The sequence below is a fragment of the Baia soyae genome, assembly GCF_004341445.1.
GTDB classification, from domain to species: Bacteria; Bacillota; Bacilli; order Thermoactinomycetales; family Thermoactinomycetaceae; genus Baia; species Baia soyae.
Genome location: NZ_SLXV01000013.1, coordinates 45,490 through 60,701, shown reverse-complemented (window position 1 = coordinate 60,701; position 15,212 = coordinate 45,490). Strand labels below are relative to the sequence as shown.

At 42.1% G+C, this 15,212-nt stretch carries 14 protein-coding genes; all 14 read right to left on the bottom strand.

From position 1 onward, the window contains the following. Positions 1-135: 135 nt before the first annotated feature. The 14 genes from glnA to mutS all read right to left on the bottom strand — a co-directional run bounded on the left by glnA (position 136) and on the right by mutS (position 15,123). Positions 136-1,473, bottom strand: coding sequence for a type I glutamate--ammonia ligase (gene glnA / locus EDD57_RS06040; RefSeq protein WP_424205471.1), 1,338 nt, complete (start codon positions 1,471-1,473; stop codon positions 136-138). A gap of 33 nt (positions 1,474-1,506) precedes the next feature. Further along, entirely contained in the window at positions 1,507-1,923 is a 417-nt protein-coding gene (locus EDD57_RS06035) for a MerR family transcriptional regulator (RefSeq protein ID WP_131848580.1), read from the bottom strand. Between the two features lie 129 nt (positions 1,924-2,052). Then, positions 2,053-2,535, bottom strand: a complete 483-nt coding sequence (locus EDD57_RS06030) for a DUF456 domain-containing protein (protein ID WP_131848579.1) — start codon at positions 2,533-2,535, stop codon at positions 2,053-2,055. 20 nt (positions 2,536-2,555) lie between these two features. Next, a complete protein-coding gene (locus EDD57_RS06025) occupies positions 2,556-3,818 on the bottom strand; it encodes a methionine gamma-lyase family protein (protein ID WP_131848578.1) in 1,263 nt (420 codons plus the stop codon). A 59-nt stretch (positions 3,819-3,877) separates the two neighbouring features. After that, on the bottom strand, positions 3,878-5,149 hold the full coding sequence (gene hflX / locus EDD57_RS06020; protein WP_131848577.1) for a GTPase HflX: 1,272 nt from the start codon (positions 5,147-5,149) through the stop codon (positions 3,878-3,880). 44 nt (positions 5,150-5,193) lie between these two features. Beyond that, entirely contained in the window at positions 5,194-6,156 is a 963-nt protein-coding gene (locus tag EDD57_RS06015) for an AAA family ATPase (RefSeq protein ID WP_131848576.1), read from the bottom strand. Between the two features lie 92 nt (positions 6,157-6,248). Beyond that, the gene (hfq, locus tag EDD57_RS06010) at positions 6,249-6,497 is read right to left on the bottom strand and encodes an RNA chaperone Hfq (RefSeq protein ID WP_072329815.1); all 249 of its coding nucleotides are present in this window, start codon (positions 6,495-6,497) and stop codon (positions 6,249-6,251) included. A 33-nt stretch (positions 6,498-6,530) separates the two neighbouring features. Beyond that, positions 6,531-7,460, bottom strand: a complete 930-nt coding sequence (gene miaA, locus EDD57_RS06005; protein WP_243649459.1) for a tRNA (adenosine(37)-N6)-dimethylallyltransferase MiaA — start codon at positions 7,458-7,460, stop codon at positions 6,531-6,533. A 26-nt stretch (positions 7,461-7,486) separates the two neighbouring features. Then, positions 7,487-8,164, bottom strand: coding sequence for a GNAT family N-acetyltransferase (locus EDD57_RS06000; protein WP_165873688.1), 678 nt, complete (start codon positions 8,162-8,164; stop codon positions 7,487-7,489). A 91-nt stretch (positions 8,165-8,255) separates the two neighbouring features. Beyond that, positions 8,256-8,897 (bottom strand): class I SAM-dependent methyltransferase, encoded by a 642-nt coding sequence (locus tag EDD57_RS05995; RefSeq protein ID WP_165873687.1) that lies wholly within the window; start codon positions 8,895-8,897, stop codon positions 8,256-8,258. A gap of 205 nt (positions 8,898-9,102) precedes the next feature. After that, on the bottom strand, positions 9,103-9,537 hold the full coding sequence (locus EDD57_RS05990) for an AAA family ATPase (protein ID WP_131848572.1): 435 nt from the start codon (positions 9,535-9,537) through the stop codon (positions 9,103-9,105). An 8-nt stretch (positions 9,538-9,545) separates the two neighbouring features. Beyond that, the gene (locus EDD57_RS05985; protein ID WP_131848571.1) at positions 9,546-10,286 is read right to left on the bottom strand and encodes a tRNA(His) guanylyltransferase Thg1 family protein; all 741 of its coding nucleotides are present in this window, start codon (positions 10,284-10,286) and stop codon (positions 9,546-9,548) included. 63 nt (positions 10,287-10,349) lie between these two features. Beyond that, positions 10,350-12,293: a DNA mismatch repair endonuclease MutL gene (gene mutL / locus EDD57_RS05980; RefSeq protein ID WP_131848570.1), complete on the bottom strand. Its 1,944-nt coding sequence runs from the start codon at positions 12,291-12,293 to the stop codon at positions 10,350-10,352. Positions 12,294-12,363: 70 nt separating this feature from the next. Further along, positions 12,364-15,123, bottom strand: a complete 2,760-nt coding sequence (mutS, locus tag EDD57_RS05975; RefSeq protein ID WP_131848569.1) for a DNA mismatch repair protein MutS — start codon at positions 15,121-15,123, stop codon at positions 12,364-12,366. Positions 15,124-15,212 lie beyond the last annotated feature (89 nt).

Below are 15,212 nucleotides of genomic sequence, written 5' to 3'. Positions count from 1 at the left end.
TGGAGAAACCATCGCCATAAACGATATTTGAGTCAATTCACACAAAAACCTCTTCTAAACTTGTTGTTCAGAAGAGGTTTGTCTGCAGTCTGAAACCATCTACACAGCGTAGATGGTTTCATTAGATCCTATATCTTAATAGAGAGACATGTATTGCTCGCGTTCCCATTCATGAACGGTGGTGCGGAACAAGTCCCATTCGATTTCTTTTGCTTCTACAAAGTGGCTAAATGCATGTTCACCAAGTGCATTTGCGATAACCGTATCGTTTTGAAGCTCTTGAATCGCTTCATACAAGTTTGCTGGTAAACTGTTAATGCCTGCATCTCTACGCTCTTGCTCATCCATAACGTAGATGTTGCGGTCTGTTTGTGGAGGTGCTACTAACTTGTTCTTAATCCCATCCAAACCAGCGGCTAGCATCGTAGCAAGTGCTAGGTAAGGGTTTGCTGCTGGGTCTGGAGAACGAACCTCGATCCGAGTACTGAGACCACGAGAAGCAGGTACACGAACTAATGGGCTACGGTTTTTTGGCGACCAAGCTACATAGCAAGGCGCTTCATAACCAGGTACCAAACGCTTATAGGAGTTGATTAGCGGGTTGGTTACGGCTGTAAAAGCACGAGCGTGCTTTAAAATTCCAGCTAGATAGTGAAGTGCTGTTTCCGATAAGCCTAGCTCATCACTCTCATCATAGAAAGCATTTTCGTTTCCACGGAAGAGAGACTGATGACAATGCATACCCGAACCATTGACACCAAATAGTGGTTTCGGCATAAAGGTTGCATGCAAGCCATAATTACGTGCTACATTTTTTACTACCAATTTAAATGTTTGGATTTGGTCTGCTGCTTTGATAGCATCCGCATATTTGAAGTCGATTTCATGCTGTCCAGGAGCTACCTCGTGGTGGGAAGCTTCAATTTCAAAGCCCATTTGCTCAAGAGTAAGCACGATATCACGACGGCAGTTTTCGCCGAGATCAAGTGGCGCTAGGTCAAAGTAACCACCTTGGTCATTTAGATCAAGAGTTGGGTTCCCTTTGTCATCCGTTTTAAAGAGGAAAAACTCTGGCTCTGGTCCTACGTTAAAGGAAGTAAAACCAAGCTCTTTCGCTTCTGCCATCACTTTTTTTAGAATCCCACGTGGATCTCCTGCAAATGGGGTACCATCTGAGTTGTAGATATCACAAGTAAGGGCACCTACCTTTGAGTCACCTGCTGCAACCCATGGATAAACAACCCATGTATCGAGATCTGGATATAGATACATGTCGGATTCTTCGATGCGAACAAATCCTTCAATCGAAGATCCATCAAACATCATTTTATTATCAAGTGCTTTTTCCAACTGGCTACGCGGAATCTCCACATTTTTAATCGTTCCAAGTAAATCGGTAAATTGAAGACGGATATATTGAACATTTAGTTCCACCGCTTGTTTTAAAATATCTTCTCTCGTAAATCGTGCCATATCCATCATTCTCCCTTCAAAGTAGTTACGTTATCAGTTGCGAAAAAAACGCGAGAACTCACCGTACACTTCCGAAGTACGGCCTAGCTTTGGATGCAGAAGATCGCGTTTGAGTAACCGACGTAGTTCTCGTTCGGACAACTCTTGCTTCACCTTCACAACCTCAGCTTGCGCTTTTTCCACCTCTTTGTTTGCTTCTAGAATCTGATGGTTTTTCTGTAACATTTCCTTGACGCCTGCAAGGTTAATTCCTTTTTCGATCAACGATTTAATTTCAAATAAGCGTTCTACATCGTTAAAGGAAAATAGACGCTGGTTTCCATTTGTACGCTCAGGCTGGATTAAACCTTGTTGCTCATAGTAACGAACTTGACGTGGCGTTAGATCAGTCAATTTTGTTACGGTTCCAATTGGAAACAAAGGCATATTTCGCCGCATCTCATCATTCATGATGACGGCCCCTCCTTTCTGTAGAAGGAGTTGAGTGATTCAACACCATTCATTTTATGCTTTGTCAGTATTTATGTCAACCTATGTAAGAAAAGTTAACACAAAAACTTTTTTTATGTAAAACCACCCTTAGATTAAGACAAAAAACCACACTAACAATGCAATTAAAATAATCAATTTCACTAACATACCACCGATAAAACCAATTAATGTACTTATCCCAATAGATAACGCTTTTTTGAAATCTTGAGTCCGAATCCACTCAACGACTAAAACAAAAACGAAAGGACCTACTATGACTCCAAGTGGACCTAGAAAGAGCGAAAACACAATTGCTCCAAGTGCCGCTGCCCAAAATGAACCGCTCGATCCACCCGCTCGCTTAGCCGCGATCCCACTAGCAAAATTGTCGACCAAGAAGCTTAATACCATCACAATACTTGTAATGATCCAGAACCATAACCCTAGTGCTTGATCATCCACAAAAAAGTGGTACATCACAAAACCAGCCATCAACAAAGGGACATCTGGTAAAACTGGAAATACCAAACCTAAGAAAGCCAAAGCAAACAAGGCAATAATAATAATCCATACAACAGTTATCGTTACCACATATATCCTCCTTATTCCATTTACAATGGAAGTGAACCCGTTGTTTTCATACGATCCAACGCCTGCATCATTGCAATTTTTACATGTGAATAGGTAAGCCCACCTTGAAGAAAGGCAATATACGGCTCACGAAGCGGTCCATCAGCTGATAGCTCAATACTCGCTCCTTGGACAAATGTTCCAGCTGCCATAATCACAGGATCTTGATATCCAGGCATCGCCGCCGGAATCGGAGTGATATGGGCATCAACCGGACTCGCGCTCTGGATGCCTTGACAAAAAGCAATCAATAAATCAGCGCTCCCTAGTCGAATTTGCTGAATAATATCCGTTCGTAGCTCGTCCCAACTAGGAGTCGTCTGAAAGCCCACTTCTTTTAACATGGCAGAAGCAAACACGACACCCTTTAATGCTTCTCCTACTACATGAGGCGCTAAAAACAGTCCTTGGTAATAGTCGCGTTGATAACCATAGGTGGCACCACCTTCTACCCCTATACCCGGAGCAACGAGGCGTGAAGCCGCCTTTTCGATGAACTCCTTCTTCCCGACCATATATCCACCTGATTTAGCCAATCCTCCACCGGGATTTTTGATGAGCGAACCCGCTACAATATCAGCTCCTACATGCGTCGGCTCCATGTCCTCTACAAACTCTCCATAACAGTTATCCACAAAAATAACCGCTTGAGGTGCTATTTGACGAATTTGTGTAATCATGCCCTGAATACGCGCGATGGTAAAGGAAGGACGATCTGCATAGCCACGAGAGCGCTGAATCCCAACCACTTTTGTACTCTCACTGACGGATTGCCTAAATGCATCCCAATCGATCTCTCCACCATCAAGCAAAGGAATTTCTCGATATCGAATTCCATAGTCCGCTAATGAGCCTGTCCCATCTCCCGCTTTTCCAATCACTTTATGTAATGTGTCATACGGGGTTCCAGTAAGATAAATCAACTCTTCCCCCGGGCGTAAATTTCCGTATAAACTGCTCGCAATCGCATGTGTGCCCGAAATAATATTGGATCTGACCAACGCCATCTCAGCACCAAACAAATCGGCAAAAATTCGTTCAAACACTTCCCGGCCCATGTCATCATATCCATATCCTGTAGACGAATGGAGATGATAATCGCTCACAGCATGTTTACGAAACGCATCAAGAACGCGCCATTGATGCACATCGACGCGTTCTTCGATTTGACTGATGATAGGTTGAATCTGCTTTACGACCTTCGACTGTAGTTCTTGAATCCACGTTGCATGTTTTAGCTTCATGTGTACACCAATTTCTATTGTTTATTCGTTCGACAGATCTGCTCACTTTGTTCTGTAATTTACTTATTACGTAATTGCATCTTCTCTTGCAAATCCCTCGGAAGAGAGTTCAATTTGTTCCTCGGAAGTCGATATTGAAAAGAGATCTCCAAATCCTCTGTCTCGCTATGTAAGATTTCTGCATGACGATATAGCGCAGAAATCCAGTCTCCCTTCTCAACAGAGAATGAAACCGTTCCTTTAAAGTCATGTTGATAAAGAGCTTCTTCTATCTTTGCTTTTAGACGCTCTAAATCAGATTGCTGAAACGCAGAAATCATAATTCGATTCCCTTCGCGCTCTTCCGATTCTTCTTGAATCGATCTCTCCACCATTTGATCCACTTTATTAAAAACAATCAGCGTCGGGATATGCGCCGCGCCTAACTCTTCCAAAACCTCTTCTACTACCTTCATTTGTTCAGATGATTCAGGATGGCTCGCATCTACCACATGTAGTAGCAAATCGGCTTCTGTTACCTGTTCAAGGGTACTCCGAAAAGACGCTACTAATTGGTGCGGAAGATTGCGGATAAAACCAACCGTATCGGTCAATAAAACCTCTTGCCCGTTAGAAAGATCTAGTTTACGCGATGTCGGATCCAAGGTAGCGAATAACTTATCCTCCGCTAACACTTCTGATTCGGTTAACTGATTGAGTAACGTAGACTTCCCGGCATTTGTATAACCAACGAGGGAAACTTGCGTTACTGCCTGCTTCTTTCGTCTTGCTTGATGGAGCTGCCGATGTTTGCGTACTTCTTCTAAGTCGTGTTTCAAAATATCAATTTGACGTCTGATATGTCTTCGATCCGTTTCAAGCTTCTTCTCACCAGGACCACGGGTTCCAATACCGCCACCTAGTCTAGATAGCTCTTTCCGCTTCCCTACTAGCCTTGGTAGCATATACTGGAGCTGAGCTAGTTCAACTTGCAGACGGCCTTCTTTCGTCTGTGCACGCCCTGCAAATATATCAAGGATTAACTGCGTCCGATCAATAACTTTTGCATCGATAAGCTCTTCTAGGTGCTTGATTTGGGAAGGAATTAGCTCTTGATCAAAAATGACCAAGTCGGCCTCTAAATCCTCTACTAACTGTGCGATCTCTTCAGCTTTTCCTTTTCCGACCAACCACGCACGATCTTTTCGATCGCGGAACTGAATCACTTGTTCAAGTACTTCTGCATGAGCCGTATCTGCTAAGCCTGCTAATTCTTCCAAAGAAGAACGAAGCTCCCATTCATGCAACTTAGAGCCACAACTGACAAGTATGGCTCGTTCTCTCTCTACCATTTCTTCGATTGGTATCCATCCTTCCAAAAGACAATGAAATAAGCTTAATTATACCATGACTGAACAGGTGTTTTCTTTTCGACCTCGTCTAACTGAAAATCATCTGAACGCAAGGTCATTAAATCGTTTCGATTTGCATAAGGCATCTGCAGCAACCGAACAGCATGTTGGCGAACGGCCTGTTCAATCGAATTGCGGATATAGCGGGCATTCCCAAAAGGACGATCTAAACGCTCCATTTCCCGTTGCACATGATTTCGTAACTTCTCTTTTGCTGCAACGGATAAACGATATTGTCTCTCATTTGTCATGCATTCAGCAATTTCGAGCAGTTGTTGAATCGGAAAATCAGAAAACTCAAGCTGGACAGGGAACCGAGAAGGCAAACCAGGGTTGGAGCTTAAAAAATTACTCATCTCCCATGAATAACCCGCTAGAATCAAGATAAAATCATTCTTATGGTCCTCCATGGCTTTTACAAGAGTATCGATTGCTTCTTTCCCAAAATCTTTTTCTCCACCACGAGCTAACGAATACGCCTCGTCAATAAATAGAATTCCACCAAGTGCTTTATTTACATGCTCTCTCGTCTTCTGAGCAGTATGTCCGATATACTCTCCCACTAAATCAGCTCGTTCTACCTCCACTAAATGACCTTTTGACAACATACCCATCTCCCGAAACAAACCGCTCATAATTCTAGCTACCGTTGTCTTGCCCGTTCCGGGGTTCCCAGTAAAGACCATATGGAGAACTTGCTGTTCACTACTTAAACCAGCAGCTTGCCTTCGCTTACCGATTTCCAGCCACGCATATATTTCTTTTACGAATGCCTTCACTTGAGTTAATCCTACTAATTGACCCAATTGGTCAAAACACTTCTTTAAACCGACAGGCGTTTCCTCTTGCCAAGCAGGAAGGGAACAGGTAGCAGCGCTCTGTTTTCGATCAAACACGATTTGGATTCGATGTTTCTCATCTTGCACCTCAAGGACTCTCCTGCTCATGAAGTTCACCTCATCTGGGCTATTTGTTCTGTCTATATATACGCATATGCCCATTTATTGGTGATAATAGAAAAAAGCCAAGTGATGAATTCTCACTTGACTTCTACTTCTTTATCTTCTTGAGACATAAGAGATACAGGACGTGCTGGTGTAAACGTAGAGATCGCATGCTTATAAACCATTTGTTGCTTGCCTTCGCTATCGATCACAATCGTAAAGTTATCAAAGCCTCTAATGACACCTCGTAATTGAAATCCGTTCATTAAATAGATGGTTACGGGTACTGATTCTTTTCGAATCTGATTCAAAAATGTATCTTGGATATTAATGGCCTGTTTCAAAGTAAGTACCTCCTATGTTTATCAGTAAGGTATTTATTCTCTGTACTCTGGAAACTTTCCTGCCACTTGCTCCTTAATTTCTTCAAAGATTCCTTTTTTCGTTACATCGTACCAATAAATTTCATCCGATCGCCTAAACCATGAGAGCTGACGCTTCGCATAATTACGGGATCCCTTCTTGATCTGTTCAATCGCAGCATCCAAAGACCATTCTCCATCTAGATACCGGTAAACCTCCTTGTAACCGATCGCATGCATCGAAGTAGCCGTCCTTTGGTATCCTTTTTCACGTAGCATCTGTACCTCTTCTACAAGCCCCTGCTCGATCATCAGATCAACGCGGAGATTAATTCGTTCGTACAGTAAGTCCCGTGGCATGGTTAGACCAACCCATAATGAACGATAGGGAGAATCTCCTTTTTTACTTAGTTGCGAGATCGACTGGCCTGTCTGATCATACACCTCTAAAGCCCGGATTAAGCGCTTCTGATCATTTGGATGTAATTTCTCTGCAGATGTCGGGTCTACTTCTTGCAAACGTTTATGTAGAGCCTCATTTCCTTCTTTTTCTGCCAACTCTCTTAACTCTTGTCTTAAGCTAGGGTTTTCTTTTACATCTGGCATACGGTAGTTATGCGTTACTGAATCCACATATAAGCCCGTCCCACCTACCAAAATAGGAAGGTGAGATCGCTCCGATACTTCTGCAATCGCTTCTCTAGCAACCTTTTGAAACTCCTGCACTGAAAAAGGATAATCGGGATCGTATAGATCAATGAGATGATGAGGAACAAGTTCCATCTCTTCCTTTGATGCTTTTGCTGTCCCAATATCCATATATCGGTAGACTTGCATCGAGTCACCAGATATGATTTCTCCATGAAACTCCCCAGCTAATTCCAAACTTAGAGACGTTTTCCCCACAGCAGTCGGTCCCACAATCACCAACAAATTGGGCTTCATCATACTACCGCCTTTCAAATGAAATCTTAATCTATCCTCATTAACTTCTGACATTCCTCAAGTACTTTGATCGGTATCTGATTGATTTCCTGGTACTTTTTTGTAAGTATTTCTTTGATTACCATAGCAATCTCATCACGTTGAATAGTGCCCGCATACTGTTTCAAAAACAAATGAAGTGGCACAGATGAATCACCTTCTTTTAATGGAGGCTGTAGATATGTGACATTCATCAGATTCACAAATTGATTCTTTTCGAAAAAACGATTTCTCAGCTCACAGTTCCGTTTTTCAGCCTCTGTATGAGCAAATTCTGGTTTCTCTGTCTCCAGTACCATACCGCTTAAAAAATGATGCCCTGCTTTTTTTGCGTCATCCTGCAGAACCTCTTCTATTTTATTTAGGGTCATACTGCCTATTCCACGACTTCTTATGTATGGATTCGTGGCAAGATATACAACAAATCCCATGTTCACTTTTGAAAAATAGTGAGCAGTAGCAAGAGAAACGATTTCATCCTCATTTTGATAGCCTACTAGAAATGTATAGGAGTCTGGAAAAGAAGAGTTCTGGCTTAATAAGCCCCTATCAAATACATCGTGGGACTCTCTCACTTCGTCAGGAAATGATTGATCATAAATCTCAAATGCTTTTTGAAGGAAGATGTGATCGCTGGAAGTGAGCTTTTTCCATGTAATATCCACTTTAAAGCCTCCTAATAAAATAGAGGACTATGTCCCAGTCCTCTATTTTTTCCATTTTTGTTTGTGTAGCAAACTTGTCTATAAAAATAACCTATGTTACATCGGATTTTTGTATAACTCCCCAAGCAAATTGCGAAGACTCTTTTACAATCGTAAATCCTAAGCGTTCGAACTCCCCACTATCGAGTCTCTCTTTTAGCATAACCAATCGCCTGGAAACGCGAACAGCGTGTTGTACAGATTCTTGATCAAGAGGTACAGGATTCGCGAGCGGCTTTAACACTTGCATCGCGGAAGAGGTTTTAATCGTTTTACGAAACATCGGATCAAACATGACCACATCAAAGGAATCATCTTTCATATTCGGAAGAGCATCTCGGTAATCTCGACTCATCACTTCCACTCTTCTCATAGCGGCATCTAACCGAGTTCGATTCGTAACTGTGCTCTTCAGACCTTGCCTTACCATTTCGGCTAAAATCGGCTCTGACTCTAGGCCAACCACTCGCCCTGATTCACTCACTGCATAACTTGCCACAATCGCATCAGAAGCCATGCCCAGTGTACAGTCGAGTACGTGATCTCCTGGTCGTAGTTCTGCAAACTTCACCAATGAATCTGATTCACCACGAGATAAGTTTTTGATTCTAAGGGCTGAGGTATTTGGATGAAAATGAAAAGAATGGCCATCTTTTCGCTCATAGCGCCAACCTTTTTTCGTTATTAAAATCACTTCATCGCCATCTGCTTGGTCAAATAGACCGGGAAGCGATAAGCGATATCGTTCTTTATAAGGAACAGTTAACTTCCCTGCTAACTGCTTCGCTTCTTTTACTAGTGCATCGTCTGGATGAAATGAAGTGCTTACAAATAATATGTTATATCACTCGCTTTAGCATGAAATGTATTTTTAAGTAGACTGTTTCTAAGTTATATGACTAGGACTTAATAATAACAAACTTGCCATTTATGATACAAACCCTGTAAAGGGTATCGAAACCTTCTTGAATACTTGGGGGAACTAACTTCTTTAAGGTGCTTTTGATTCCGATGAGTGGAATCTTCTCATTTTCATTTCGAGTGCTATTCCGATAGATGGATTCTTCATAGTTAGGTTCAAAATAATAACCGACTATAGAAAATCCTTTTTCTTTGGAAATGTTGATATACCTCGCACGATCTTCCGCTGTCGGATTCGTGTTATCAATCACAATCGACTGTTTCGCATTTAGGCATGCTTCTAATAAGATTTTTTCACGATGTCTGGTTTTTAACATGTCTAAGTTAAGTCGAATATGCGTATTCAAAAAGTTTTCACGATAAAACGTTGATTTACCTGATGCTTGAATTCCAACAAGAATCACTATTTCCATCATTACACCTACTCAGTCGCATCGACATAGACATGTTGATTAATATACTCACGATCTTTGGAAAAAATAGGAGTGTTATGATCTACATCCCACTTTCTTCTCAACGCTTCTCCTTTAACAAACTCTTGCTTTGTAATACATACTCCCCGTTTCTGCCAAATCGGTAGGTCGTTCCAATTCATTCCCTTTTCCAACATCAATTTATCTTGAAGCTGTTTTCCATCTAATCCATTTAGCTCTCTTTGAGTAAATTGAGACTGCGCAAGCATGGAAATACTATTTTTAGTCGCATCCATTTGTCTCCATAAGAAATAATTTACAACTTCATCATGCGGCAAAATCCAAGCACGACTATCAAATGTGGCTAATGGTGCGTTTGGAATCATTTCTCTAATGATTTCGTTGAACTTAGCTGTTGCTAAGGAAGCTGATACAGATACGATTTTTTGTAAATTATTATCAAACCACGATTCTGTCATAAGCTTATCGTAGTTGGTTAGTAGAATTGAGATTTCATCGCTCTGATGGTAGATGAGCTTGCATCCCATCATGTTTGCGGCGAGAAATTTACACGTTTCCCAAAATGCCAACGCTAGCTTCTCGTCAAAAGGTCTATTTAATCCTCTAGTAAAAGTATGGAAATGGCAACCATCAATTCTCAACAAGATTGGCATTCTCTTAGGTAAATACATCCGAAATGAATTTTCATATGCCTTCATTCTATTCCCAAAATCATCATGTTTTTTCATTTGGATATCCTTTCTATAAATGAATGGCGATTAGCAAGAACCGCCATTCCTATGGCTTTCGTATTACATCACTCGCTTAAACATTTTTTCTAACTCATACGTCGTAAAATGAACGAAAATAGGTCGTCCATGTGGGCAAGTAAACGGATTTTCACACTCAGCTAGCTGGTGAAAGAGAGATCTCATCTCTTCATGTCTGAGATGGCGATTCGCCTTGATAGCCGCTTTACACGACATCATTTTCGCAGAGGCATCTCGTAACACCGCCACATCAACCCTGCCATGATCCTTCAAATAGTGAATGATCTCATGGATCAAATCCACTTCATTTTCCTTTGGGAACCAACTTGGATACGCCCGAATCATAAAGGTGTTTCCTCCAAACGGCTCCAAATCCAAGCCCCAATCTTGCAGTTCTTCTAAATAATTTTCTAATGTCTTCGCTTCTGAGATCGTACATTCGATGGTTAACGGAATTAACAACGGTTGTTGCGTACTATTTTTTTCACCCATTCTGCGATAAAAGATTTCATAATACACTCGTTCATGGGCGGCGTGTTGATCTACTAGATAAAAGCCATCATCCGATTGGGCAACGATATAGGTTCCGTGCACTTGGGCCAGCGGCAGTAGTAGTGGGAACCGTGAGGTCGTCGTTTCTGCTTGTTCATCTACGGTCGGGATGTCTAGAGACTCTGACTCTGGCTCTAACTCCATCACCTTCTCTTCCACTGGGATTGGCATTTGATTATTTTGTGGAAGGGGAGATGATGGCGGCTGAATCATTTGTTTCTCTAGTCCAACGCTTTTCTCTTCCACCCTAAAATCGTCTCTCTCCTGCATAGTTGGAGTGAATGAGGGAGCTTTTGGCACCCTAGGAGGACCATTCCATGGAGAAACCCTCTCTTGTACCTGCCAATCTGGTTTCGAGCGAACGGGTGTAAAAGATAACTCAGATTGCTCCGACTTCGGTGCTACACTTTTGATCGTTGCTGCTCCCATAGCTTGTGGAACGAGTCGCTGCTTCAGAAAAACACCTTGAACAGATTGCTCTATTAATTGACATAATTCGCGTTCCTTGCTCAAACGAACTTCTAACTTGGTAGGATGTACATTTACATCTACTAGTTTGGGATCCATCTTGATTTGGATTACACCAATTGGATAACGTCCATTTGGCAGTAGTGTTCCGTATGCTCGTAGAATGGATTGAGAGATAGGAATACTCCTTACATAGCGACCATTTAAAATGATAGAGAGGTAGGAACGATTCGATCTGGTCAACTCGGGTTTAGAGATAAACCCACTTAATTGAAAATCACCATTTTCTCCTCCCACTTGCATCATCTGAGAAGCAACCTGTTTCCCATAGATGGCATGGATGACATGAAGTAATTTCCCGTCTCCTGGTGTTCGGAAAAGCTCTTTTCCATTATGAATAAGCGAAAACGATAGATCAGGACAAGAAAGAGCTAGCCGCCCCATTACATCTGCTACTTGGCTTACTTCCGTGTTAACGGTCTTCAAGTATTTCAAACGAGCCGGAGTATTATAAAACAAGTCACGTACTACCACGTCCGTTCCTCTAGAGCGAGAAGTATCTTCGGTCTGTAATAACTGTCCGCCCTCAATCGTTAATAAAGTCGCAAGTTCGGAAGCATCTTCGGCTGTCTTCAGCTCAATCTTTGCCACCGACGCGATACTTGGCAATGCTTCTCCACGAAATCCAAGTGTCTGAATTTGAAATAAATCGCGTTCACGTTGAATCTTACTAGTAGCGTGTCGTTCAAAAGCGATTACTGCATCTTCGCGCTCCATCCCCGAACCATTATCTGAAACGCGAATATACGAAATACCGCCTTCTTCTAATTGCACCGTAATCTTATCTGCCTTGGCATCAATCGCGTTTTCTACCAACTCTTTCACGATGGAAGCAGGACGTTCGACTACTTCTCCTGCAGCAATCTGATTCGCCAATTGCTCATCTAACACACGAATCTTCCCCATGAATAGATCCTCCTCTCTATAAACAAAGGAACGAGAGATTGGTTTCAACCATCTTCCCGCCCCAAAATAGCTATTTCAATAGTTTTTTCTTTAACTCTAAAACAAACTGCATCGTTTCAAACGGTGTTTGATTCATTAGATCAAATTGCAATACAGCAGCTAATACTTCTTCCTCGGCTACAGAACGGCCAGAAGAAAGTCTTGGCTCTGGTAGTTCTTCGGCGTTTACTACTACTTCGCGTTCCGCTTCATGGACTACTTCCTGCTCTTGCGATTTTTTGGCAGCTCCACCAAAATCAAACAAACTTAGCTGTCCATCGGGATCGTCTGTTTGATACACCATTGGTTCTTCTTGAATCTCTGAGATGTGTGGACCATGGGCTTGATCTGAAACCGCACAAGCGACCGCAGATTCCGAGTTACCAACCTCAAGCCGCTCTAAGATCACCTTCGCGCGCTCAATCACAGTGGGAGGCAGTCCAGCTAACTCAGCAACGTGGATCCCATAGCTTCGATCCGCTCCACCTGGAACAATGCGATGCAAGAACACAACTTTTCCGTCTTTCTCAATACATTTTGCGTGTACATTTACCAGACATTCCAGCTTTTGCTCTAGTTGTGTTAGCTCATGATAATGAGTGGAGAATAAAGTCTTGGCTCCTACATGATCATGAATATATTCTACAATGGCATGAGCGAGCGCTAGACCATCATAGGTAGACGTACCTCTTCCTACTTCATCTAATAAAATCAAACTGCGGGATGTCGCTTCTTGCAGTGCTTGACATGTCTCGGCCATCTCCACCATAAACGTACTTCGTCCACCTACTAGATCATCTGCGGCCCCGATTCGCGTAAAGATCCGATCTGTTAACGGAATCCGCGCAGACTCAGCGGGAACAAAACATCCAATCTGACCTAAAATCGTAATCAAAGCCACTTGTCTCATATACGTAGATTTCCCAGCCATGTTCGGCCCTGTAATGAGATACAGTTGGCGAGATTGGTGATTCAACTCTACATCATTTGCGATAAACTCCTGATCATCGCGTGCAAGTGCTTCAACTACTGGATGGCGACCCGCAACGACAACCATTTCATCCCCTTCATGCACCTCTGGACGCACATACTGTCCCTCGGCAGAAACTTTCGCAAACGCATGTAGTACATCTAATTCAGCAACCTGCTCAGCCAGCTTCTGAAGCCGTCCTACATGTGTAGCTAGATGATTTCTAACCTCACAAAACAATTCATACTCCAAGTCCATCGACTTCTCAGACGCATCGAGAATCAATTGTTCCTTCTGTTTTAGCTCTGGAGTAATAAACCGCTCTGCGTTGGCAAGAGTTTGTTTTCGTTCATATAATCCTTCTGGAAGATTTCGTAAATTTGAGCGTGAAATCTCGATATAATAACCAAATATACGGTTATAACCAATCTTGAGAGACTTAATCCCTGTTCGATTACGCTCTTGTTGTTCTAATGTAGCAATCCACTGCTTTCCATTCTTTTGAACATCGCGATATTGATCTAATTGTTCGTGGTAACCAGTCTGAATGATACCTCCTTCTTTTACAGAAAGAGGGGGCTCTGCGACAATCGCCTTTGATATGTATATCTGTAAATCTACGCACTCATCCACCTCTACTAGCAGGGAATGAATCCGTTTCGACGGCAACTTTCGTAATAAATCTTTTAAATCAGGGATCGCTGCTAACGAACGGTGTAGAGCCACCAAATCACGAGCCGTAGCAGATCCGTATGAAATCCGAGCGGCCAAACGTTCCAAATCGTATACATTCTTTAACTGAATCCGAACATCATCTAACAACAATAGATGTTCCATATAGGCAGCTACAACATCTTGTCGATTCTGGATCTCTTCTATACGAAGTAAAGGCTTGTCTAGCCATTTTTTTAATAGCCTGCTTCCCATAGCCGTAACCGATTGATCTAATAATCCTAAGAGGGAACCACGCTTCTTCCCTTCCCCCATCGTAACCGTCAATTCCAGATTACGACGAGCCACTTCATCGAGCATCATATACTGCTTCGCATCATATCGATGAAGCCTTTGTAGATGTCCTAAAGAACGTTTCTGTGTATTTTGTAGATAAGCATATAGTGTAACTAATCCTTTTTTCAATCCAATCGTCGAACATTCTTGATGAAAAGTAGGAAACTGGCTCTCCACCTTTTTCAGAAGATCCTCAAATTGCGACTCTTCCACAGAAAACGGTGTAACCATTACACGGTATCGCTTTTGCAACATCGTTCCAATATCTTCTCGATCTAATAAAGCATGTTCAACTAATAATTCTTTTGGCTGGTATGACAAAATTTCATCTAATAGCGAAGATAAATCTTGTAATTCAGTAAGATGAATCTCCCCTGTTGATAAGTCCACAGCCGATAAACCATATAGAGAATGACTCTGTACAACGGTTACAAGAAAGTTATTTTCTTGATCGGTCAGCATCGATTCTTCCATCACGGTTCCTGGGGTAACGAAACGGATAATCTCTCTCCTTACGACCCCTTTAGCAGAAGATGGATCTTCTACCTGTTCACAAATAGCAACTTTATAACCCTTTTCAATTAGGCGTTCAATATAGGTACTAGCAGAATGATACGGAACTCCACACATCGGAATTCGTTCTTCTGTTCCCCCACCGCGCCCTGTCAATGTAATCTCTAGCTCTTCTGCAGCTAATTGAGCATCTTCAAAAAATAATTCGTAGAAGTCCCCTAAGCGAAAAAATAAAAAGGCATCAGGTGCTTGGGCCTTAATCTTGAGGTACTGTTCAATCATCGGAGTATATTTAGCCAAATTTCTCTTCCTCCGGCTATTATTCTATCAATTCTATATCTTACTTATTGTAACATGCATAGAAAAAGGGAACAACTATAACATACCAT